We start from the raw sequence: 22827 nt of genomic DNA, 5'->3' as shown, positions 1-22827 counted from the left end.
AGACTCAGTCCACGACGCGCAGCCAGGGCCAGCGTGCCTGGTAGCTGCTGGCCTTGTTGGCAAACAGTTCCGCTTCGGTATTCAGTGGGTTGATGCGCAGCAGTCCCTGGTCGATATCGTCCAGCCCGTAAGGCGCATAGAGTTCGCCGCTGTCGAGTTCAAGCCCTACGCAGGTCCCGGCGATCAGGTAACGATCAATACCGTCGCGGGTAGATTGCAACTGTGGGTAAGGCCTGGCGAAATGCTCGCCGTACCAGAGATGAACCCGGGCCTGGTTCTTGAATTCGATGGTTGCATCAAGATCCTTGAACAGAATTCCGGCTCGCTGAATCACCGCGTCTTCGGCTTCCCACGACAGGTCTGTGTCGAAGTAGAACACGTCGTAGTCCTTGATTCCCCAGCCCGGCGCCAGCCCTGAGCGCTGATTCCACACGGCCTGGAACAGACAACCGGCAACCAATGCGCATTGCTCCAGACCCAGTTCGGGCAAGCGCCGGATCAGCTCGGCATTCACCGGATCGTTTGAGGCTATGGCTATCAGTTGCTGGTGGGTCAAAGACATGCGTGTTTTCGGTTGGTGTGGATCAGCCGAGGTTACCCGAGATTGCAGTCAACGGATGTGGGAGGCCGCTCTGCGGCGACTGCTGCGGCACGAACGAGGGAGATAGTCCGGTCATGCTGGCTCTGTCATTCGCTCGCCGTGCGGGTCCATTTGGCGAGGCATTGTCATGGGGGAAGCAGAGACTTTTGCCGCACGCATAAAAAACCCGCCGAAGCGGGTTCTTTGTCCATACCGTTCCAACTCCCTGTCAGCAGTATCCTTTCACGGTCGATCATCCTTGATCCTGGTGAGCTTCCTGTTCACCAGTGGTTGGATCCAAATATAGGCGTGTCGGCCATGCAGGCAAATGGCAATTGTTCGCTATCCTGTGTAAGCCTTTTGCTATATCGACAGTTTTTTGGTCTGCACGTCTAACGGACGGCATGTTGCTGAGTATCCGGCAAGCTGCAGGTAAAGGACTCAGCGTTCTGCAGATCGCCCTGGCCGCTGTAGCGGGCTTCGAGCGGGTAGGGGCACAGCGGCCGGCTGCGGCCGGGGAAGGCGTTGCCGGTGGCTATCAACTGCTGCGGTGGTGTGTTGTGGTCTTGCCAGTCTTGCAAGGCCTGTAACGGATCGAAGTTGTCCAGCGCCGGGCCATCGCCGCAGTGCGCCATACCCGGCACCATGAACAGCCGTGCCCACTGGCCGAGCGGTTGCTGGCCGCCGTTGTCACGCGCCAGACGGTGCCAGTAATGACGCAGGTCGTTGGCCGAGAACACCGGGTCACTGTTGCCGTGGATCACGATCAGCTTGCCGCCATTGGTGATGAAGCTCGACAGCTGAGTGCCGGTCGGGTCGTTGATGGCGCCGGTTTCTGCCACGGCGGCGGCTGCCTGGTCGAAGTCCACTTCAGCCAGGGTCAGGTTGGGGTTGGGCGGGGTCATGAAGTAATAGCCCAGCGAGTTGGGCGTCAGGGTGGCGTTACGCGCGTTGGGCTGGCCGGTTTGCGAGGTGCCCAGCTTCCAGGCTCGCCAGCCATCGCTGGCAATCCCGGCATCCCACGGCCAGTTGGCGTACAAGCTGCGGCCCTGGCTGTCTTTGGCGCCGTCGAACACCGTGCGCAAAGCCTGGACCTTGGCGGCCGACAGGCACTGGCCCTGGCCGTCAGCGGTGCATTGCAGGTCAGCGGGGTCGAAGCGGCACTGGCTCATGGCATCAATGCTGCCGTCGCGGGCACCGTCCAGCGCATCGCAGCGTTCCAGCACCTTGCGGCTGACCAGGCTCATGTCGTCACGGGTCAGGGATTGGGCGAGGATCGGCTCACCGGCAGCGGTGCGCGGTGCGGCGGCTTCCAGAGCGCGGGTGTCCCAGGCCTGTGCCACGGCGGCGCGCGACAGGCGCAGGCCGGGGTTGCCGGCAATGATGCCGTCGAACTCGGTCGGGAAGCGTTGCGCGGCCATTAACGCCGCCCGCCCGCCATTGGAGCAGCCCATGAACACACTGTGCTCGGGGCCACGCCCGTAATGCTCGGCCAGCAGCTGTTTGGCCTGGCGGGTTACCTGGCCGATGGCCGCGTAGGCGTAGTCCAGCCGCGCCTGCTGGTCGAGGCCGAAACGCGCATCACTGCTGTCTTTGCCCGCATGCCCGGAATCGGTGGCCACCACCGCATAGCCACGGTTGAGCGCGGGCAGGGCGCTGGCGCCGCGAAACGGAATGGCGCCCAGCGCCTGGTTCACCACCCCGTCCATGCCGCCACCGCCCTGGAACAGAAAGCGGCCGTTCCAGTCCTGCGGCATGCGCAGCTCGAAGCGAATGCCGTACGCCTGGCCGTCGCTGCCCTGACGCGGGTTGATCAGCCCCTCAACCAGGCAATGGGCCGGCATCGCGGCTTTGGACAGGGCCTGGCCGGTCAGTGCGGCGCGGCCGGGGTTGGCTTTGGGGATTTCACCGGCGGGCACATTGAGGGTCTTGAGCAGTTGCACCTGCGGATCGTTACTGGCGAGCCCGGCGCAGGCGTCGCTGGCCGCCTGAGCGACAACCGGAAAAGCGAAAAGCGGCAGGCTGCAGAAGGTAAGGCGAGTAACCAATGACATTAAGAATTCCCTTTGCTTGTTGTGGTAGTTGGGAAAGACGAGCTATAAAGTTAATAGTATTAACTAAATGCCCGGTCAAGCTTTTCCTTACCTACAACAAAAAAACGGAGTTTCTCCATGCGTCATGCCATCGTTCTGTCGCTTGCCTTGTTTGCCGCCCACCAGGCCCATGCCGCTGAAAGCGCGCCACCGCGCAGCGAGCTGGTTTATGAGGCCATCGTCGATATCGAACCTGCGGTCAGTCTCGGACAGGGACCGCTGGGCGAGCGGCGCATGGTGCCGATTGCTGGCGGTGAGTTTCACGGTAAAGGCCTGGCCGGCAAGGTGCTGGCGGGCGGCGCTGACCGGCAGTTGATCCGCAGCGACGGCGTGCGCGAGCTGGACGCGATCTACGAGATGCAGACCGACGACGGGGTGATCCTCAGCGTGCGCAATCAGGTGCTGGTGCGCGGCGAAGGCGCCGAGCGCTATGCGTTTTCGCGCATCACCGTCGATGCGCCCAAAGGCCGTTACGAGTGGCTTAACCAGTCACTGTTCATCGGCACCCTGACCAGCCTGCGACCGGCGCGCAATGCGGTGTCGATCAAGGCTTACCGGATTTACTGAACCCCTCAGTCGTCGCGGGTCAGCACTTCCAGCAGTTCGATCTCAAAGGTCAGATCCGAGCCTGGCGGGATACTGCCGACCTTGCGGTCGCCATAACCCAGCGCCGCCGGCACCCGCAGTTTGCGCTTGCCGCCGACGCGCATGCCCATCAGGCCTTGATCCCAGCCCTTGATGACCCGACCGGTGCCGATCACACACTGAAACGGCTTGCCGCGTTCGGCGGATGAGTCGAACACCGTGCCGTCGGCCAGCCAGCCGGTGTAGTGCGTGGTGATCAGGGCGCCCTTGACCACGGCCTTGCCGTCGCCTTCATGCAGGTCGGTGATTTGCAGGGTATCGCTCATGCGGGTGCTCGTTATGAACAAAGAAAGGGCGGGCTTTTTCGCAGGAAACGCCCTGCGGCGCAAGTGGCCGTCTGCCGCTCGTCGGCTGCGCTGCACTTCATTACCGGCGACTTTCTCTGACCTGTATGCGCAGACGTTCTGTGCCCAGACAGGAGAGCCATCATGACCATCGAACACAACGGACCGCAAAGTGCATATCCGGACCCTGCGGAAAGGGTCGCTGATACCGGGGAAGGGCATGGTTCTGGCCTGGAGCAGACCGCTTCCGAGCCGCATCAGGGCGTTGATGAACATGGCGCTGAAAAAAGGCCCGTCGACTGGAGCCCGCCGCCCGGCAATCCAGGCTCGGATCAGGACGCCCAGACCCAGCGCAGAAATGGCGGTGCCGATACCGATAGCCAGATCGATGCGCAGTAGATGCCATGACAAGTGACGCAGATGCGACCGATCAGAGTGCTGACCACGCGGCTACGCTGCCTGTTGATCAGCCGCTGGAGCCTGCACCTCTTGATCTGCCCGACGCTGATCCTCAGTGGCCCGGTGACCCTGACCGGTTACCGGCCACCGATGAGCCAGCTATTGCGGATCGTGAGGAGCTCGCCCCGGACTCGCTACCGTCCTCTCATCATGAGTCGTCAACCGGATAGGTATTCCTGAGGCACAGGTGATAGTGGCAGAATGGGTTCCTACTCTAATAAAAACCACCAAGGAACGCTCATGGCCGCTCTCGATAATTCCCAGTCCATAACCGCTCTGTATGTGGCCGCCTTCGGACGCGCCCCTGATAAAGGCGGGCTGGCTTATTGGAATGCGCAGATGGATGCAGGTTTGACCTTCGATGAGGTCATTGGCAGTTTTTTGCTCAGTAAAGAAGCGACTTTGATGGTTGGACCTGACATCACTGATCAGGGGCTGTTGAATAGCCTGTACCAGAACACATTGAGTCGCACCCCCGATATTGGGGGTGGCCAGTATTGGCAGGGGCGTCTGGATAGTTTGCAGGATCGCGCCATCATGATTCACGAGTTTATCGATGCGATCGTGAATGGCACCGGCAGTGACCAGCAATTGCTGCAAAACAAGCTTGAGGTCGGTCAGAAGTTCGCGGCGTCAGTGTCTGGAAACAATCTTGTCTACGCCAAGGCAATGTTGACCTACGTCACCAGTGACGCAGGCTCACTGACCGTGGCACAGGCGATCAATAATTACTTTGATAATCCCGTCGTTGCGCCAGCAACGCCTAAAGCGATCAGTTTTGAAGGCCGTACGCTGGGCGCTTTTTCAACGGACGATACAACGCTGGCTACCTTTACGGTCGGCTCAGGAGATGAGTGGGACATCCCGAATTCGTTCAATCAGATCAAGCTCGACGTGAATGGCACCCGCTTGAAGATATACGCCGACATGCCTGTGGGGGCCTCGATTCAGTTGGGGGGCACGATCTTGAGCATCGTAGATGCCAATAATGTGTTCAAAGACTTTAAGGATGTAAACGTCCTCAACGTCGGCGATGGTGCGACACGAAGCATTTTCACCGTGACTGACAAGGACACGGTGACAATTGATATATCTGGCATTGCGATCACTAGCACCGGATTTGAGTTTTCGATTCTGGGCTGATACCACTTCTGCTCAATCAGGCCCGCAGGGCGCTGCATTCGCCAGCAGAGCTGCCTCCCACAGTTTTGTGCCGAGCATTGGTTTTGTGCTTACTCGGCACCTTGTGGGAGGGTGCTCTGCTCGCGAGCAGGTCAGTAAAATCACTGCATCTGCTGCGAATCTACTGGCCTGTTGGTCGGTAGCCGGAGCGCCGGCCGGCCACTCTCTCCACGCTAATGGACCCGTATTGGCCCGGTAGCATCAAAGATCGTACCGCACGCTCAACAGCACGGTGCGTGGGTCGTTGATCACGTAGTGCGAGGTGTTGCTCGCCGCTGAATAACTCACCCCTTGCGGATAGGCGCGGTCGAGGATGTTTTTCACCGAAACCGTGGTGGTCCAGTGCCCGTCGCCGCTGCTGTAGCTGGTGGCCGCATTCCAGAAGCCCTGGGCCGGCACCTCGTAGATGTCGGCGTTGAGCGGGTTGGCGTATGAGCGGGTCTGGTACTGATAATCGGTGCTGGCCACCAGTGCGCCGGGCAGGTTCACCGGCACCGTCCAGCTCAGGCCCAGGCTGGCGTTCCATTTGGGGGCGAAGATCATTTCCTTGCCGTCGGCACTTACCCCCGGACCACTGGCATTCTGGAAGTCGTCGTACTGGCTTTTCAGGTAACCGAGGTTAGCGGTCAGGCGCAGGTCGCGGGTCAGCAGTGCGGTGTTTTCCAGTTCTACACCATAGGTGTGGGCGCTGCCGACGTTGGTGCGCAGGTTGGCGCTGATCGCCGGGTCCCAGGCGTTGGTCTGCAGGTCGTCATAATCGTTGTAAAAGAACGCGAGGTTGCTGCGCAGGCGGCCGTCGGCAAAGTCGCCCTTGAAACCGATTTCGTAAGTGGTGACGTTCTCCGGGTCAAAGCCCTGTTCAGCCGCTACCCGGGTCGGGGCGCGGTTGTCGAAGCCGCCGGCCTTGAAGCCGCGGGCGACATATCCGTACTGGATCAGATCATCGGTCCAGGCGTATTCCAGACCAATTTTAGGGCTGACCGAAGACCACGACTCGCTGGGTTCGGCACTGAAGTTGATGCCGGTGATTTGCCGCGCCGGGGTAATGGCGTAGTTCTGGTAATCGAAGTTCTTGTGCTCGTAGGTGTAGCGCAGCCCGGTGGTCAGCGACAGGCGCGGGGTCAGCTTGTAATTGCTCTGGCCATACAGCGCGTAGCTTTCGGTGTCTGTGGTGCTGTACTGGCCGCTGGCGTTGACCCGGTCGGTCGCTACCGAGTAGGTCAGGCTGTCGCGCTCGGCACGAAAGCGCTCTTTATAAAGGAACAGGCCCAGGGTGTAGCTGAAGCGGTCATAGTCACCATTGAGTTGGAACTCCTGGGTCGCATAACGCTGCTTGTAGGTGATCAGGTTGTTCTGGATCGGCGAGGCATTGCCGCTATTGGCTTTACCGGAGTTGTCGTAGTCCACCGGCTGGTCGAACTCGGACCAGGCGGTGACAGATTTGAACGATAGGTTGTCGTCAATGCTGTAGATCGCCCGCAGCACGGCGCTGCCCTGGTCGAGCTTGTTCTTCGGCGTCAGGCTGTTGTAGGTGGTGAACTTGTCATAGTGCTCGTTGGCCACGTTGAATGGCGTGTAGCTGGTGGTATCGCCACGGTCGACGGTGGCAGCCAGGGTCAATTGCACATCCCATGGCGACTCATCCGGCGCCCAGCGCAGCTTGCCGCGATAACTCTGGATGTCGACGTTATTGACGTCCTTGTCGGTGGTGCGGTTGTGCACGGTGCCGTCGCGGGTCAGGCGAATCGCCGAGAAGCTGCCATACAGGGTGTTGTCCACCAGCGGGCCACTGACCAGCAGGCGAGCGTTACGCGCGTCATAGTTGCCGGCGCCCAGCTCGAAGAAACCACGGCTGCTCTGGTCGGGGTCACGGGTGATGACCCGGATCGCCCCGGCCGCGCTATTGCGGCCGTACAGCGTGCCTTGCGGGCCACGCAACACCTCGACCCGTTCCACATCGTTGAAGTCCAGCATCGATGAAATGGCGCGGGGGATGTACAGGTCATCGGCATACACCGCAACAGCCGCTTCCTGGATCGGGTCGGTCTCGCCGATCCCGCGGATCCCGTAGGTCTGTGCGCTGTAGGAAATCGACTGACGCGGCAGGGTCAGGTTCGGCACCCTGCCAGACAGGTCACGCACGTTGTTGATTTGCTGGTCCTGCAAGGTGGTCTGGTCAAAGGCGCTGATCGCCACCGGGGTTTTTTGCAGGTTTTCTTCGCGGTGTTCGGCGGTGACCGTCACCGTGGGCAAACGGTCTTCTTCGGCAGCACTGGCCAGCGCCGGGACGCCCAGAGTCATGGCCAGCAGCAGCGGTTGCAAAGGATAAGGGATGTTGGGCATTGATACGTTTCCTGTCATGCAGCGATCGGGGTCGTGATGTCGGAAACTGCTGAGCGGCGGGCACTGGAAAGTCGGCGGCAGTTCGCCCGCCCCACACGCGGCAACAGAAGTCCATGGCCTCCGCCATGTCGTGGGGTCGGGTTGGATAAAAGATATGCTTTTTAAAAAAGCCGAGGAAAGCATATTTGGCTATAAGCTAATCATGCTTTTTAAGAATTATTATTGATTTTAATATTAATTAATCTGATTTAATTCGTGCTGCTTCCGATACCTGCTGCATCAGTCTGCGCTGGAATTTTCTCCGGCTGCTGATAAAACCGCCACGACCGTGGTCTGATAGCCATCTGTAACCATCCAGGCAAGCTCGATCATGACTGACACATCTTCCTGCGCAACGCCTCAACTGCTCGCTGACCCGACCCTGACCACCGCCTGGGATCTGCTGCGCGACCCGCAACAGCCCCTGCCAGTAGCCGACCGTGGCGCGCCATGGGCCGGCGGCTGGAGCCTGGGCCGGCCGCCGGGCATCACGCCGGCGCAATGGCCGCTGAGTCCGGTCTACGGTTACCCGTTGCGCCACGCCTTCACGCTGCATGTGCCGGCGCAGTATCGCGGCCAGGGTGAGCCGTTCGTGGCGTTGAGCCTGTTCGTCGATGACCAGTTCGAAGAGCTGGAGTCCAGTGAGGCTATCGAAGCATTCTTTGCCGCACCTCTGGCTGACGAACCACCGGCTGATGCGCATCTGCTGCCGTTCTGGACCCATCGGCAGGCGCGCCACCCAAAGCAGTTCGACATGAGTGACATTCTCGGCACCCATTACGCGGCGATCTGGCTGACCCAGGCCGAGTTTGACGCGGCGTTGTGCGAGCCGCCGGCACTGAGCGGCAATCCGCTGCTGGGCAAGGCGCCACGTTGGCTTGAGCACAGCTATTTCGAATACCTGGGGTATGAAAAAGTGCGTAACCCAGGCTCCGATGCTTATGAGTGGCTGCCCGGTGAGGGCCGGGAGGCGGGTATCGACACTGCCTTTGCCATCCGCGCCGAACAGCGCGAGGACGACCCGAATGTCGGCAAGCCGCCACGCGAGTGGGATGAGGAGTGCAAGGACAGCGGTTACATCCAGGGTTTCAGCGATGCCGGTACGGCGCAGAATCTGGAGCGCTGGCATGCCCGCAATCACCTTGGCGGGACCATGTTCCCGGTGCAGGGCTACCCGGAGTTCGGCCCGCGCTATCTGGAGATCGAAGAGGATTTCGGCGGCTTCAACTTCGGTAGCGGCAACGGCCAGATCGACCTGGTGAAGATGGAGCTGGACTGGGCCTGCTGATGTGCAGAAGACCCGGCCCCTTACTGCTCGCCTCGATACTGTTCTATTAGACGTGTGGGAGCTGGCTTGCTAGCGAAGGCGGCGGCACATTCGCAGCAGATGCTGTGACTTTCCTGGCCCTTTCGTCGGAATGCCGCCCATACCAAGGTCGCTCCCACAGAGATCAGTAGTGCGGCTGGCGTGACGCTCAGGCGGCGCTGAAGGTCTTGTGCGGATCGATGACGAATTTCTTCGGCACGCCTGCATCGAACTCGCCGTAGCCAGCCGGTGCCTGATCCAGGCTGATCACCTGCACGCCAACGATTTCAGCGATGTTCAGACGGTCCCACATGATCGCCTGCATCAGCTGGCGGTTGTACTTCATGGTCGGGGTCTGGCCGGTGTGGAAGCTGTGCGACTTGGCCCAGCCCAAGCCGAAGCGGATGCTCAGGGCGCCGTTTTTGGCCGCCGCGTCTACCGCACCGGGGTCTTCGGTCACGTACAGGCCCGGAATACCGATCTTGCCCGCCACGCGAGTCACCTGCATCAACGAGTTGAGCACCGTGGCCGGCGCCTCGTGCTTGGCACCTTCATGGCCATGACCACGGGCTTCGAAGCCCACGGCGTCGATTGCGCAGTCCACTTCCGGCTCGCCCAGCAGCGCGGCGATCTGTTCGTGCAGCGGGGTGTCGGTCGACAGGTCGGCGATTTCAAAACCCTGGGCCTTGGCATGCGCCAGACGCGCAGGGTTCAGGTCACCGACGATCACCACGGCAGCGCCGAGCAGGCGCGCCGAAGCGGCAGCGGCCAGACCCACAGGGCCGGCACCGGCGACATAGACCGTGCTGCCTGGGCCAACGCCAGCGGTCACCGCACCGTGGAAGCCGGTAGGCAGAATGTCCGACAGGCAGGTCAGGTCACGGATCTTTTCCATGGCCTTGTCGCGGTTCGGCAGTTTCAGCAGGTTGAAGTCGGCGTAGGGCACCAGCACGTACTCGGCCTGGCCACCGGTCCAGTCGCCCATGTCAACGTAACCGTAAGCACCGCCCGGACGGGCCGGGTTGACGGTCAGGCACACGCCGGTGTGCATCTCTTTGCACGAGCGGCAACGACCGCACGCCACGTTGAACGGCACCGAGACCAGGTCACCGATTTTCAGGCTCTCGACGTCCGAGCCTTTCTCGATCACTTCACCGGTGATCTCGTGGCCCAATACCAGGCCGATCTGCGCCGTGGTACGGCCACGCACCATGTGCTGGTCGGAACCACAGATGTTGGTGGCGACCACCTTGAGGATCACACCGTGCTCAATCTTCTTGCCGCGCGGGTCCTGCATTTTCGGGTAATCGATGTTCTGGACTTCGACCTTGCCGGCCCCCAGGTACACCACGCCTCTGTTGCCTGTACTCATTGCTACTTCTCCTTTTACAAAAACTGCGGCGATGCAAATCAATCGTTGAGAAAGCTGCTCTCGAACGGGTAATGGGTCAGCACTTCACAGCCGGTCTCGGTCACCAGCAACTGGTTCTCCAGCTTGATACCGTCCTTGCCGCCAACCTCGCCGATATAGGCCTCCACGCACAGCGCCATGCCCGGCTCCAGCTCGCCGGCATAGCCGTGCGACTCAAAATCTTCGGGGTAGCGGATGCAGGGGTATTCGTCACACAGGCCCACGCCGTGGAACATCACCCCGTAACGCTGGGCGCGGCAGCTCTCGGGCAGGCGATGACCCTGGGCGGTCAGCTCGGCGAAGCTGACGCCGGGGCGCACCATCTGGGTGTTGACGCTGATGTGTTGATGGGCGATGCGGTACAGGCGTTTTTGCTCGGCGCTCGGCTCCAGGTCGCCGCAGATCCAGCTGCGCGACATGTCCACGCACATGCCGTACACGCCGATCAGATCGGTGTCGAAGCTCAGCAGGTCGCCATCGCTCAGTACCCGTGGCCCCGATTCCTGATACCAGGGATTGGTGCGCGGGCCGGAACTGAGAATCCGGGTTTCGATCCACTCGCCGCCGCGGCGGATATTGCCGGCATGCAGCGCGGCCCAGACGTCGTTCTCGGTGGCGCCGGCGCGCATCGCCAGGCGCATCTCGGCGATAGATGCTTCGCAGGACGCCACCGCGCAGCGCATGGCGAGGATCTCGTCCGGACCCTTGATGACTCGCGCCAGTTCGGTGACTTGCTGGCCGCTGTGCACTTCGATGCCCAGTGCATCGAGGGCACGCAGGCCGGCCACCTCGATGCGGTCCACGGCCAGGCGGCGGTTGGAGCCTGCGTGGTTGCGCAGCAGTTCATTGATTTGCCCGGCGAAGCGTTTAGCGTGCAGGTCGGTGTGCTCGCCGGTTTCGAAGTAGAAAAACGACGCGCCGCTGCGCAGTTCGCTGATCAGCGGCAGGTGCCTTGAAAGATGATCGCAACCGTGAAAATCCCACAGCACCACATGGCCGCTGGCCGCGACGAAGCAGGCACGGGCCGGGTTGTGAGTGGTCCACAGTTGCATGTTGGTGGTGTCGGTGGCGTAGCGAATGTTCAGCGGGTCGAACAGCAGGATGCCGGCCAGATCGTACTTGATCAGTTGCTCGCGAATGCGTTGCAGGCGGTACTCGCGCATGGCTGCCAGGTTCGGCGCCTGCAGGCCCAGGGCATCCCACTCGGCGAAGGCCAGCGGGGTCGGGCCGATCTCGACCCGGTCGTTGTTGTTTTCCGAGCCGTCGGGTTTGCACGGGCGGTCGGTAACGCGGCCCGGCTCGATACGCCGGGCGTGGTGCGCGATGGAGAAGGGTGAGGTCATCATGGCTGGACTTTCCTTGTTCTTGTAATGCCAGTCGTCAAAAGCTTCGCTGGCAAGCCGGCTGCCACCGGACAGGGGCAGCCGACTTGCCAGCGAACGGTTTACGGCTTCTTGGCGGCGTCCCGGGCGGCCTGCAGCCAGGCGTCGAAGTCGGCACGGTGTGCGGTGATCCATTCCTGCGTGTGGCGACGGATGTCTGCCGCTTTGTTTTCGCCGTTCTGCATCTTCAGGTTCTGCGCGCTTTCGTCGGCGGCGCTGATCTGCACCAGCGACAGGAACTTCAGCGCCGCCGGGTTCTTCTCGGCGAACTTGCGGTTCAGGACGGCTTCGACCTTGTCCACGGCAAAGCCGAGGTTTTTGCCTTGGTACTGGGTGTTGACGCTGTTATCGCCGCCCGGCAGGTCGGTCTTGGGCACTTCAAGCCAGACCACGTCTTTGCCCTCGACCAGCACACCGGCCACCCATTGCGGGGTCCAGGTGTAATACAGCACCGGCTTGCCGGCCTTGGCGCGGGTGATGGTGTCGGCCATCAGGGCGAAGTAGGAGCCCTGGTTGACATGCACGGTCTTGTCCAGCTCGTACGCCTTCATGTGGTGGGCGATCACCAGCTCGCAGCCCCAGCCGGGGTTGCAGCCGGTCAGGTCAGCCTTGCCGTCGCCATCCACATCGAACAGCTTGGCAATTTCCGGTTTCTTCAGGTCGGTGATGTACTTGATGTTGTAGGCATCGGCGGTTTTCTTGTCGATCAGGTAACCCTGCAATACGCCCGGCAGAATGTCGCCTGCCTTGATCATCGCCGCGTCGCCACCGGCCTTCTGATAAAAGCTGGCATGCAACTTGTCCCACAGGTTGACGCTGAAGTCGGCATCGCCGAAGCCAACCGCCAGGACCATGGTGGCGTATTCGGTTTCTTTGGGTTTCTGGACGTTGTAACCCAGCTCACGCAGACCCTCGATGGCGATTTCACCGCGAAAGCGTTCTTCATCGACGGTCGGAAAGGCCGGGGTGATCTTCACGCCGTCGCCCGGTTTTTCGAAGCTCGCCGCGCTGGCGCCTGTCGCCATGCCCAGTGACACGACCGCCAGCGCGACGGCGCAGGCGCATTGGCTAAAGCGCTGGGATATCTTGAATTCAAACATCGTGGCATACCTTCTTCTGGTTGTTATTCAAGTACGGCAGGTCAAGAGGGGAATGAATCAGGCGGTCTTGCGCCGCCCTGCAGCCGGGTTGGCGCCGAACAGGCGCAGCAGCAGGCCCAGCGGCCCGGTGTGATACCAGCGCCGGCCAGGCTCGGCGGCGGTTCTTTCACCCATCGCCTGGGTCAGGCGGTCAAGGAAGATCGCCAGCAGTACCAGACCGACCCCGCCGACGGTGGCCAGGCCCATGTCCAGCCGGCCGATGCCGCGCAGGACCATCTGGCCCAGGCCGCCGACGGAAATCATCGAGGCGATGACCACCATCGACAGCGACAGCATCAGGGTCTGGTTCATGCCGGCCATGATCGTCGAGGTCGCCAGCGGCAACTGGACGCGGGTCAGCATCTGTCGTGGCGTGCAGCCAAAGGCGCGGGCGGCTTCGATCTTGTCTTCCGGCACCTGGCGAATACCCAGGTTGGTCAGCCGCACCAGCGGCGGCAGGGCAAACACAATGGTGACCAGCACGCCAGGCACGTTACCGATGCCGAACAGCATCACCACCGGCACCAGGTACACAAAGGCTGGCAGGGTCTGCATGGCATCGAGTGCCGGACGAATGATCTTTTCCAGCCGGTCACTGCGGGCGCAGAGGATGCCCAGCGGAATACCGATCACCGCACAGAAAAACACCGCCGTCAGCACCAGCGCCAGGGTGGTCATCGATTCTGACCACACGCCGATCAAGCCCAGCAGGGTCAGGGTGACAAAGCACAACAGGGCCATGCGCTTGCCCGCCAGTTGCCAGCCGAGCAATGACGACAACAGGATGCCGATGCTCGGCGGGATGCTTTGCAGGATGTATTCGGTGCCGTTGAGCACCTGATCGATGGGCCAGCGGATGGCGCGGAACACTTCGCGGAAGTTCTGTACCAGGTAATTGAGAGCGGCTTCTACCCAGTCACCCAAGGGAATGGTGATCGACTGGAATGGATCGAGAAGGCTGAATTCGGACATGGGGGCTACCTCTTTTTGGCGTGGGCGCTTAGTCGCGGCTCAGGGTCTGGAGCAACAGGGTCTTGGAAATCGTGCCCTTGAACGCACCGCCACGGTCCAGTACCGGAACCGGGTAGGGCAGGCGGGCGACGATGCCGAGCACTTCGTGCAGCGGGGTGTCGGTGTACACCGGCTGCTGTTCATGCAGGCGATAGCGTTCTGGCGCCGGAACACCGCTCGCATCGGTGTCGACCACGCCCAACAAGTGGCCATGCTCGTCGATCAGATAGCCGTAATCGTTGCCGGTTTTGAACTGTGGCGCCTTGCCATTGAGTTTGCACACGATGCCAGGGTCCAGGCGCGCCACGTCACCGGCCTTGAGCACCCGCGAGCTGTCGAAGCCCTTGAAAAAGGTCCGTACGTAGTCGTTGGCCGGCTGATTGATCAGCTCTTGCGGGGTGCCGATCTGCACCACCCGACCGCCTTCCATGATCGCGATGCGGTGGCCGATCCGAATGGCTTCTTCGATGTCATGAGAGATGAAAATGATGGTGCGTTGCTGCTCGGCCTGCAGGCGGATCAGTTCACCCTGCATCTCGTGACGAATCAACGGGTCGAGGGCCGAGAAGGCCTCGTCCATCAGCAGGATCGCCGGGTCGTTGGCCAGCGCGCGGGCCAGGCCGACCCGTTGTTGCATACCGCCAGACAGTTGATGCGGGTAACTGTATTCGTGACCGGCCAGGCCCACCTGACGCAGCGCTTCACTGGCTCGGGCATGGCGCTCTTGCTCGGATACGCCGGAAATTTCCAGGCCGAAGGCGGTGTTTTCCAGCACACTCATGTGCGGCATCAGGGCAAAGGATTGAAACACCATGCCCATGTCCTTGCGGCGCACGTTAAGCAAGTCCTTGTCCGACAGCCCGGTGATTTCCTTGCCGTTGAGATGAATGCTGCCGGAGGTGGGTTCGATCAGTCGGTTGAACAGCCGCACCATGGTCGACTTGCCCGAACCGGACAGGCCCATGATGACGAAGATTTCGCCGCGTTTGACCGAAAAGCTGGCGTCGAAGACACCGACCACATGGCCGGTTTTGCTGAATATTTCGTTTTTATCGGCTCCGTTGCGCAACATCTGCATGGCCATGTCCGGATTCGGACCAAAGACCTTGAAGATGTTTTTTACCGCAAGGATTTCATCGGTATCACTCATACGACCCTCTTTATTATAGTTGTGACCAATTAATGCCTGAGACCCAACTAAACGTTCTGGATACCGGCTGGTGATTGGCAGGCCGCTCAGCACAGTGAGCGAGTAAAAAGGTAGGGCGATTTATTTGTTGCAGGCGTGGGTTGAAAGATGGCCTGCTAACAATGCGTTGTTTTTATTAATTATCGTTCATTGCACACTAAGGGATGCTTGTGTTTGCAGAACTTGATTCACTTTAATCCCGGTGGCAAGGGCTTGATTGTATGGATGGGTCAAATTGTATGATCGGGCGGCAGGTCGGGTTGGCGGGTGTCGGGGTAGTTAATGGATGGATAACTTAAAATGTCTCTTGCATGAGCTAAGGTTATGCAGGGTGCTGCTGTCTGGCTTCGCTATTGTAGGGCGGTGTGCGGATATCTATATTGGCCGCGGCCTGAACGCGATGACCGGACGATGGCGACCCGAGCGATAGGCTCCATGCGTTGTCGGCCTGTTTATTGCTAGCTGTTCGTTAAAACCTGATTCGTTAAAACCTGATTGCGGAACAATAATGAAAACCCAGCAAGCTGGCAGTACCCAGAAGGGTTACCGGCGCATCATCCCGTCGATGACTGCCCTGTTACAGTTCGAATCAGTCGCACGGCTGAACAGCTTTACCCTGGCCGCCAAGGAGCTGGGCGTCACCCAGGCGGCGGTCAGCAAACAGATCAAGGTGCTGGAAGAGAATATCGGCGTGCAGCTGTTTCAGCGCCTGCACCGCAGCATCTACCTGACCGAAGGCGGCGAGACGTTATTTGCCATCATCTCCGAGTCGCTGCAAAAAATTGCCAGTGGGTTTGACCAGATCACCCAGGGCAGTGACAAGCGCGAACTGGTGCTGGGCTCGACCGCCACCTTCTCGCATTGCCGGATCATGCCGCGGCTGGCCAGCCTCAGCGAGACCTTGCCGCATATCCGTTTGCGCCTTGCGACCCAGATGTTCACCGGCAACCTGCGCACCCCGGATTTCGACCTGGATGTGCGCTTTGGCAACGGCGAGTGGGACGACGGCCATGCGCTGTTGCTATTCGAAGAAGAGGTCTTCCCGGTGTGCTCGCCGGCCTGGCTGGCGCGCAATCCCATACCGCTGAGCCTCGATGAACTGGCCGGTGCCGGTTTGCTGGATGCTGACGCCACCTCCGAAGGTTGGGTAACCTGGCAAAGCTGGTTCAAGGATGAAGGGGTAAACCTGGCCGGGCTGAAGTACAACTTGCGTTGCAGTTTATATACCGACGCGGTGCAGGCCGCGTTGAACGGTTATGGTGTGGCGTTAGGCTGGGGGCGCATGGTGGAGCACTTTATTGATGCCGGCACGTTGGTCCGGCTGGAGCCGTTTGTCGTGCGCCCCAAAGATGCTTATTACCTGGTGGTGCCACATGGTCATTGTGTTAATCCGGATGTATTGGCGATTGCGCAATGGCTGCAAGTAAAAACCCAGGCGGTTCAGGTGCAGGAAATTGCTGAATAACCTGAGGTGATGAGAACGGTAAAATTAAGCGCATTGACGCACTTTCGGGGCACTTTGATAATCCACTCAAACCTGTGCTGGGTTAACAAACAAAAAAATAAGTGCCTGAGGGTCAACATGAGTACTTCACCCAACAAATCGCATAGCGAATTGCTCGATGCACGCCGCCCCGGTTTTGGCATGGATGGCGAACTTTACAGTCGCCAGGATGTTTTCGAGACCGATGTCGATGTGTTCTTTCACAAACACTGGATCACCGTTGCGGTCACCGCCGACGTGCCGGAGCCGGGTGATGTGTATGCGGTGGATATCGGCAAGACTTCGATTCTGGTGTTACGTGACGACGATGAGCAGGTTCGCGCCTACCGCAATGTCTGCCGTCATCGTGGCGCACGCCTCAAACCGGCCGGCAAGTCCACTGTGGGCATGCTGGTGTGTCCTTATCACCAATGGACTTACGACCTGGACGGCAGCCTCAAGCATGCCAAGAACATGGGCAAAGGCTTTGATCCCAAGTGCCGCAGTCTGATCCCGGTCAATTGCGTGGTGGTCGGCGCCCATGTACTGGTGTGTCTGGCCGACAACCCGCCTGAGGACATCGCCAATTTACAGGCGGCGATGGCACCGCGTTTCGAGCCGTTTGACCTGAGCAAGACCCGGATTGCCTACGAGCTGGACTATGTCGAGAACGGCAACTGGAAACTGGTGATGGAGAACAACCGCGAGTGCTACCACTGCGAAGGCACCCACCCGGAACTGATCGTCTCCTATCAGTCTGAAGACCTGGGGGTAAGCCTGGAAGAAATGAGCGAAGCCGATCGGGCCTCCTATGACGCCTATCAGATTCGCAAGGCCGGCATCGAAGCCAGCTGGGCCAGCGACGGCCTGTTGTATGAGACCGTCGAGCACCTGGACGACAACGCGCCGACTCAATTTCGCACCCAGCGGATGATCATCGCAGGCGCCGGCGAGTCGCAGACACTCGACACCAAAGTGGCCTGCACCAAGCTGCTGGGCAACCTGACCCGGCGTGATCTGGGCGATACGCATATGTGGGGCAACAACGCCTGGGCGCACGTGATGAGCGACCACGCGATGATCAGCTGGATTTTCCCGCTGTCGCCGGACCGCACTCTGGTGCGCACCAAATGGCTGGTGCATCAGGACGCCGTAGAAGGCGTCGATTATGACCTCAAGCGGCTCACCGAAGTCTGGGTGGCGACCACCCAGCAAGACGCGGCACTGGTGGCGATCACCCAGAGCGGCACTCAGGACCCGGCGTTCGCGCCTGGCCCGTATTCCGAATTCACCGAGCCGTATGTCGACCAGTTTGCTCGCTGGTATCGCGCGCGCCTCGCCGCCCACGGAGTCTGACCGCCGATGAATATGCTCGAGAACCTGCAGCAGAACGTGGCCAGCCTGCGTGCTGACCAGCGCTTTGCCGACACCGACCACTGGAGCGCCTATGGCGCCCAGTGGGGCAGCGGCGATACCAGGCGCATCGAATGCCTGAGCGTCGTGGATGAAACCCACGACGTGAAGACCTTTACTTTCCATTGCCCGGATTATTCGGCACTGGCTTATGAGCCGGGGCAGTTCCTCACCGTATCGCCGGTCATCGATGGGCAGAGCGTCTCACGCTGCTACACGCTGTCCTCGACGCCGACCCGGCCGTTCACTTTCTCGATTACCGTCAAACGGGTGCCGGGCGGCGCGGTGTCCAACTGGTTGCACGATAACCTGCGCGCCGGTCATGCACTGGCAGCCTCGGGACCTGCCGGGATCTTCACCCCGGTGGCGGCACCGGCGCGCAAACTGCTGTACCTGTCGGCCGGTTCCGGGGTCACCCCGGTAATGGCCATGACCCGCGCCGCTGCTGATCTGCACGCGGATCTGGACATTGTCTTCGTGCACAGCGCGCGCACCCCCAAGGACATCATTTTTCGTGATGAGCTGGCGCGTCTGGAGCGCACGATGCCACGCCTGCGCACCCTGTTTTTCTGCGAGGGCCTGGGCGACGAGCCGGACTGGAGCGGGCCGGTAGGGCGCCTGTCGGTCGAAGAGTTGCAACGGCAGATTCCTGACTACCAAGAGCGGGAAGTCTTTACCTGTGGACCCAAGGGCTATATGGACGCGGTCAAGTCGCTGCTCGGCAGTGCCGGCTTCGACATGCAGCGCTACCACCAGGAGAGCTTCGATATCACTGCCGAAGTGGTGGCCGAAGCGCCTGCGCCAGCCGCCACTCCAGGCCAGGAGCAGGGCACCTTTACCGTGCGCCTGGCCCGTTCCGGCAAGGAGTTCACCATGACCGCCAGCCAGACCGTGCTGGCGGCGGCGAAAGCCGCTGGCGCAGTGGTGCCGTCGTCGTGTAGCCAGGGCGTGTGCGGCACTTGCAAGACCGCGGTGCTGGAAGGCAGCGTGGAAATGAACCACAACGGTGGCATCCGCCAGCGTGAAATTGACAAGGGCCTGCGCCTGTTGTGCTGCAGCCGCCCGACCTCGGACCTGGTGGTCGATCTGTAAGCCCACTGCTGTTCTGGCAGCTCGGTGGGAGTCAGCTTGCTGACGAAGACGGCGGCACATTCGCAGCAGATGCCGTGAATTTTCCGGCCTTTTCGCTGTGGTCCGGCACTCCGGCAGGCCCGCTCCCGCAGGGGGGACGCTTCACCCATTTTCCAAGAATAAGAAGGACATCGTTGATGCGTGCAAAACAAGGCCTGTTCAAAGGCCTCAACCCTATTGTGACGGTGGGGTCGATCTCCATCGTCGTCGCGTTCGTGATCCTCTGCGCTTCTTATGGTGACCAGGCAGCGGGGGTGTTCAAAGGCGCTTCCGACGCCATTCTGGATAATCTCAAGTGGTTCTACCTGGCCTTGGTCAGCGGCGTCCTGGCGCTGCTGATCGTGATCGCCTTCAGCCGCCACGGGAGTCTGAAACTGGGCCGCCCCGATGAAGCGCCAGAGTTCAGCTTTGCCGCCTGGATTGCCATGCTGTTCAGCGCCGGGATGGGCGTTGGGCTGATCTTCTGGTCGGTCGCAGAACCTGTGCTGCATTACGCCAGCAACCCGTTCACTGCGGGGATGACCGATCAGGCCGCGTCGATGGCCATGCGCATTACCCTGCTGCACTGGGGTCTGCACCCTTGGGCAATCTTTACCATCATCGGCCTGGGCCTGGCCTATTACGCCTACCGCGAAGGGCTGCCACTGGCGCTGCGCTCGATCCTTTATCCGCTGATTGGTCAGCGCATCTATGGGCCGATTGGTCATACCGTGGACATTGTCGGCGGTGCGGTGACCGCCTTCGGCGTTTCCCAGTCGCTGGGGCTGGGGGTCGAGCAGATCAACATGGGCCTGCATCAGGTGTTCGGCGTACCGGTCAGCATGGGCTTCAAGTTGTCGATCATCGCCGTGGTGACGGTGATTGCCTCGATCTCGCTGGTGGCCGGGGTGTCGAAGGGCATGAAGCGCCTGTCGACCCTGAACATGTGGATCTCCTTCGGCCTGATGCTGGTGGTGCTGACCCTGGGGCCGACCAACTACATCATGAACCTGGCATTCGAATCGACCGGCGACTACCTGCAGAACATCGTCGCCATGAGCTTCTGGACCGACACCCAGGCCAATACTGACTGGCAGAAAAGCTGGACTGCGTTCTACTGGCCGTGGTGGATGACCTGGGGGCCGTTCGTGGGCCTGTTCATCGCGCGTATTTCCCGGGGCCGGACCATCCGTGAACTGGTGTTCGGGGCGCTGCTGGTGCCGACCATGGTGACTATTTTGTGGATGGCGGTGTTCGGCGGCGCGTCGCTCAAGGACGAACAGCAGGCCCGCCACGCTTATGCGCAATTGCCGGTGGCCGAACAACAGGCGGCTGGCGAGTTCAAGGGTGGCCCGGTGCTGGAGGCGACCCGCAAGGAAACCACCCTGGCGATGTTCACCCTGCTTGAGCGTCTGGACGGGCCGACCGTGGGCGGTATTCTCAGTGTGATTGTCTGCCTGCTGCTGGCCGTGCACTTCGTCACCGCGGCCGATGCCGGCACCCAGGTGCTGTGCATGCTCAACTCACTGGGCAGCATCAACCCGCCGAACTGGATACGGGTACTGTGGTGTGTACTGGAAGGGGCGATTGCCGCCAGCCTGATCATTGCTGGCGGGCTGGTGGCGATCCAGATGGCAAGTATCGTGGTGGGCCTGCCGATCGCGTTCTACATGCTGCTGACCGGCTACAGCCTGACCCACAGCCTGTTTGCCAATGCGTCGCTGCTTGAGGCCCATTCAGCGTCGCTGATGGCTGCTGAAGCCGTCCGGTTCGAGCAACCGGCGGTGCGCAAGACGACCGCCTGACTGATCGGCATTGCCCCGTAGGAGCCGCTCACTGCCCCTCGGTCTCAGCCAGGTATCTGCTGGTCCATGCTGCCAAAGGCAGCGGTGGCTGTTGATCGAGGATGCGCTGCCAGATCAGGCTGAGGTCCTGGCGATTGAACAGAGCATCAGGGCCCGCACTGCGATGCCTCTGGGGGGTGATTGCTTCCCAACTGCCAGCGGCATTGCGCTGGGCCATTTTGAAGCGGAAGGTGTAGTTGCCAGGCGTACCCATGCGCAGATCGGTGACGATCAAGCCACCGGCAACGATGTCGTACCGCAGCCAGTTATCGGTGAACCAGCGCAGCCGATCATGCAATGGCACGTCGGTCAGCGGCTTGGCCAGTTCAAGGTTGAAACGATGGCGCTGCATTTCCGGGGGCGCCCGGTCAAAGATGCTGCTCACACCCTCGTAGTACTCCCCATTCGGCGCCTTGGCCATTACCCGCCATACCAGGCTGTTGAACGCCATCGGGACCGCGCGCACGTCAGCTACGATGACACCTTGCTGGCTCAGCGCCGAGGCAAACCGCTGCTCGATGACCACCCGGCCCGCCAGGCACAAGCCAAGGTAAGCCGTGCTCAGCAACAGCGCCGTTCCCATGACATAGGTCGCACGTCCGGCAAGACCTTTGACCAGCGCGTAGCTAACAGCCGCCAGCAGTGGCACGGTGTAGACAGGATCAATGATGAAAACCGCTGACCAGCTTTCTGGCACCCACTGCAACGGCCAGAACAGTTGGGTTCCAAAGACCGTGAATGAGTCGAGCAGCGGATGGGTCAGCAGTACCAGCCAGAAGGCCACGAACAGTCTGGTATAGGTATAGCCCTTATCCGGCCAGCGCCGCCTGGCTAGCCAATGAACCCCCCAGGCCAGCAGCAGGGCAAGCGCTGTAAGGACAAAGACAGAGTGCGAGAAGCCGCGATGGAAGGTCATCTGCGACACGGGGTCAGCGTACCTGATCAGCACATCCAGGTCGGGGAGCGTGCCTAATGCTGCGCCATACAGCAACGAACGCCTGCCCTGTACGCGGCCCAAGACCGTACCTTGAATGGCGGCACCGAGCACAGCCTGGGTGAGAGAGTCCAATGGTTGGCTTCCTGAATAGAGGTTCACGGAAATCTACCCACGGCAGATTCGTTACCGCAATTGCTGGAACGTTACAGCCTATGACTGCGCTACTGTGCCAGGACGGCGCAGCAGCGCAGCACCGCTGCGCGAGAATCAACGCCCGAGCATCACACCCTGCAACTTCTGCTGGGCCTTCTGCACGGCTTGCGCCTGGCTGTTGAGTTCCTGCAGCAGGGTATTCAACTCTGCCTGTACGTTCGGATCCTTGACAGTGACCACCGGGCCTTTGATATCGATCTGCTCTTTGTGCGCGGTCACGTAGTCAGCAACTTTCAGGCTGCTGTCCAGGGTGCCATTGATCTGCGGCAGAACCTCCAGAAAGGTATCGGCCGGCACGCTCACGGTCTTTGCATAGGCCTTGTCATACACCACCTTCAAATCGTCTGGCTGCTTGAGCTGGGCGTGGGCGCTGTCGGCCTTGGCCTTGTGCTCCTTGAGCTGCACGCCCATGTCGTTGAGACCGGCCTGCGCGGTCTTGATGTCTTCGCGGCGGTCGATCACATCGTTGAGCGAACGCACTGCACCTTTTTGCAACAGGCCGCTGAGCGGTTTGGCTGCCGTGTCCATGTCACCGTTGAAATCGCTGATCACTGCGTAATGGCGGGTGTAGTCGCCAAACGACTTGGACTCTTCGGCGGTCAGCTTGGGCACCCGGACACCGGGTTTGTCGACGATGCGGGTTTGCAGGAACTCGGTAAAAGCTGCGCGCTGCTTGGGTTCGTCATTGCCGCAGGCGATCAGGGCCAGGGGCAGGGCGAGGGCGAGCAGCCAGTGCGGGCGGAACGAGACGTTCATGTCGATGA

General features: G+C 60.7%; 19 protein-coding genes. 8 read left to right on the top strand and 11 right to left on the bottom strand.

Annotated elements, in window-relative coordinates; translation table 11 throughout:
• Positions 1-4: 4 nt before the first annotated feature.
• The gene (locus PSCI_RS25145; RefSeq protein WP_045492240.1) at positions 5-562 is read right to left on the bottom strand and encodes a nucleotidyltransferase family protein; all 558 of its coding nucleotides are present in this window, start codon (positions 560-562) and stop codon (positions 5-7) included.
• A 410-nt stretch (positions 563-972) separates the two neighbouring features.
• Positions 973-2634 (bottom strand): tannase/feruloyl esterase family alpha/beta hydrolase, encoded by a 1662-nt coding sequence (locus PSCI_RS25140; protein ID WP_052483522.1) that lies wholly within the window; start codon positions 2632-2634, stop codon positions 973-975.
• A gap of 117 nt (positions 2635-2751) precedes the next feature.
• Here PSCI_RS25140 and PSCI_RS25135 point away from each other — a divergent pair, with 117 nt between their 5' ends.
• Positions 2752-3240 (top strand): DUF3237 domain-containing protein, encoded by a 489-nt coding sequence (locus PSCI_RS25135; RefSeq protein WP_045492238.1) that lies wholly within the window; start codon positions 2752-2754, stop codon positions 3238-3240.
• Between the two features lie 5 nt (positions 3241-3245).
• Here PSCI_RS25135 and PSCI_RS25130 read toward each other — a convergent pair whose 3' ends face one another.
• Entirely contained in the window at positions 3246-3584 is a 339-nt protein-coding gene (locus PSCI_RS25130) for an FKBP-type peptidyl-prolyl cis-trans isomerase (protein WP_045492236.1), read from the bottom strand.
• Positions 3585-3746: 162 nt separating this feature from the next.
• Between PSCI_RS25130 and PSCI_RS25125 the strand changes: the two genes are divergently transcribed.
• Both PSCI_RS25125 and PSCI_RS25120 read left to right on the top strand, forming a co-directional pair.
• A complete protein-coding gene (locus tag PSCI_RS25125) occupies positions 3747-4001 on the top strand; it encodes a hypothetical protein (protein WP_045492235.1) in 255 nt (84 codons plus the stop codon).
• A 300-nt stretch (positions 4002-4301) separates the two neighbouring features.
• Positions 4302-5204, top strand: a complete 903-nt coding sequence (locus tag PSCI_RS25120; RefSeq protein ID WP_045492234.1) for a DUF4214 domain-containing protein — start codon at positions 4302-4304, stop codon at positions 5202-5204.
• Between the two features lie 240 nt (positions 5205-5444).
• Here the strand turns inward: PSCI_RS25120 and PSCI_RS25115 are convergent, their stop codons facing one another.
• A complete protein-coding gene (locus PSCI_RS25115; RefSeq protein WP_045492232.1) occupies positions 5445-7586 on the bottom strand; it encodes a TonB-dependent receptor in 2142 nt (713 codons plus the stop codon).
• A gap of 370 nt (positions 7587-7956) precedes the next feature.
• On the opposite strand from PSCI_RS25115, the gene PSCI_RS25110 reads away from it, so the two are divergent.
• Positions 7957-8913 (top strand): hypothetical protein, encoded by a 957-nt coding sequence (locus tag PSCI_RS25110; protein WP_052483521.1) that lies wholly within the window; start codon positions 7957-7959, stop codon positions 8911-8913.
• A gap of 187 nt (positions 8914-9100) precedes the next feature.
• Here PSCI_RS25110 and fdhA read toward each other — a convergent pair whose 3' ends face one another.
• From fdhA to proV, 5 genes are all read right to left on the bottom strand, one after another.
• Positions 9101-10303: a formaldehyde dehydrogenase, glutathione-independent gene (gene fdhA / locus PSCI_RS25105; protein WP_045492230.1), complete on the bottom strand. Its 1203-nt coding sequence runs from the start codon at positions 10301-10303 to the stop codon at positions 9101-9103.
• Positions 10304-10341: 38 nt separating this feature from the next.
• Positions 10342-11688 (bottom strand): dimethylsulfonioproprionate lyase DddP, encoded by a 1347-nt coding sequence (gene dddP, locus PSCI_RS25100; RefSeq protein WP_045492228.1) that lies wholly within the window; start codon positions 11686-11688, stop codon positions 10342-10344.
• Positions 11689-11786: 98 nt separating this feature from the next.
• Complete coding sequence (gene proX, locus PSCI_RS25095; RefSeq protein WP_045492226.1) at positions 11787-12824, bottom strand: glycine betaine/L-proline ABC transporter substrate-binding protein ProX; 1038 nt, start codon at positions 12822-12824, stop codon at positions 11787-11789.
• 57 nt (positions 12825-12881) lie between these two features.
• Complete coding sequence (gene proW / locus PSCI_RS25090; protein ID WP_045492224.1) at positions 12882-13835, bottom strand: glycine betaine/L-proline ABC transporter permease ProW; 954 nt, start codon at positions 13833-13835, stop codon at positions 12882-12884.
• 28 nt (positions 13836-13863) lie between these two features.
• Positions 13864-15024 carry a glycine betaine/L-proline ABC transporter ATP-binding protein ProV gene (gene proV, locus PSCI_RS25085; RefSeq protein WP_045492221.1) on the bottom strand — a complete coding sequence of 387 codons (1161 nt, stop codon included), beginning with the start codon at positions 15022-15024 and terminating at the stop codon, positions 13864-13866.
• A gap of 547 nt (positions 15025-15571) precedes the next feature.
• On the opposite strand from proV, the gene PSCI_RS25080 reads away from it, so the two are divergent.
• The 4 genes from PSCI_RS25080 to PSCI_RS25065 all read left to right on the top strand — a co-directional run bounded on the left by PSCI_RS25080 (position 15572) and on the right by PSCI_RS25065 (position 20874).
• On the top strand, positions 15572-16528 hold the full coding sequence (locus tag PSCI_RS25080) for a LysR substrate-binding domain-containing protein (RefSeq protein ID WP_045492219.1): 957 nt from the start codon (positions 15572-15574) through the stop codon (positions 16526-16528).
• A gap of 117 nt (positions 16529-16645) precedes the next feature.
• Positions 16646-17902 (top strand): aromatic ring-hydroxylating oxygenase subunit alpha, encoded by a 1257-nt coding sequence (locus tag PSCI_RS25075; RefSeq protein WP_045492217.1) that lies wholly within the window; start codon positions 16646-16648, stop codon positions 17900-17902.
• A 6-nt stretch (positions 17903-17908) separates the two neighbouring features.
• Positions 17909-19051: a hybrid-cluster NAD(P)-dependent oxidoreductase gene (locus PSCI_RS25070; RefSeq protein ID WP_045492215.1), complete on the top strand. Its 1143-nt coding sequence runs from the start codon at positions 17909-17911 to the stop codon at positions 19049-19051.
• Positions 19052-19227: 176 nt separating this feature from the next.
• A complete protein-coding gene (locus tag PSCI_RS25065; protein WP_084710128.1) occupies positions 19228-20874 on the top strand; it encodes a BCCT family transporter in 1647 nt (548 codons plus the stop codon).
• 28 nt (positions 20875-20902) lie between these two features.
• On the opposite strand, the gene PSCI_RS25060 is transcribed toward PSCI_RS25065, so the two are convergent.
• Positions 20903-21982 (bottom strand): metal-dependent hydrolase, encoded by a 1080-nt coding sequence (locus tag PSCI_RS25060; RefSeq protein ID WP_045492213.1) that lies wholly within the window; start codon positions 21980-21982, stop codon positions 20903-20905.
• Between the two features lie 135 nt (positions 21983-22117).
• Complete coding sequence (locus PSCI_RS25055) at positions 22118-22819, bottom strand: DUF3053 domain-containing protein (protein WP_045492211.1); 702 nt, start codon at positions 22817-22819, stop codon at positions 22118-22120.
• Positions 22820-22827 lie beyond the last annotated feature (8 nt).

It is taken from the genome of Pseudomonas sp. StFLB209, assembly GCF_000829415.1.
Taxonomy (GTDB): Bacteria; Pseudomonadota; Gammaproteobacteria; order Pseudomonadales; family Pseudomonadaceae; genus Aquipseudomonas.
Note: the sequence above shows the minus strand (reverse complement) of the source record. Positions and strands in the feature narration are given on the sequence as shown.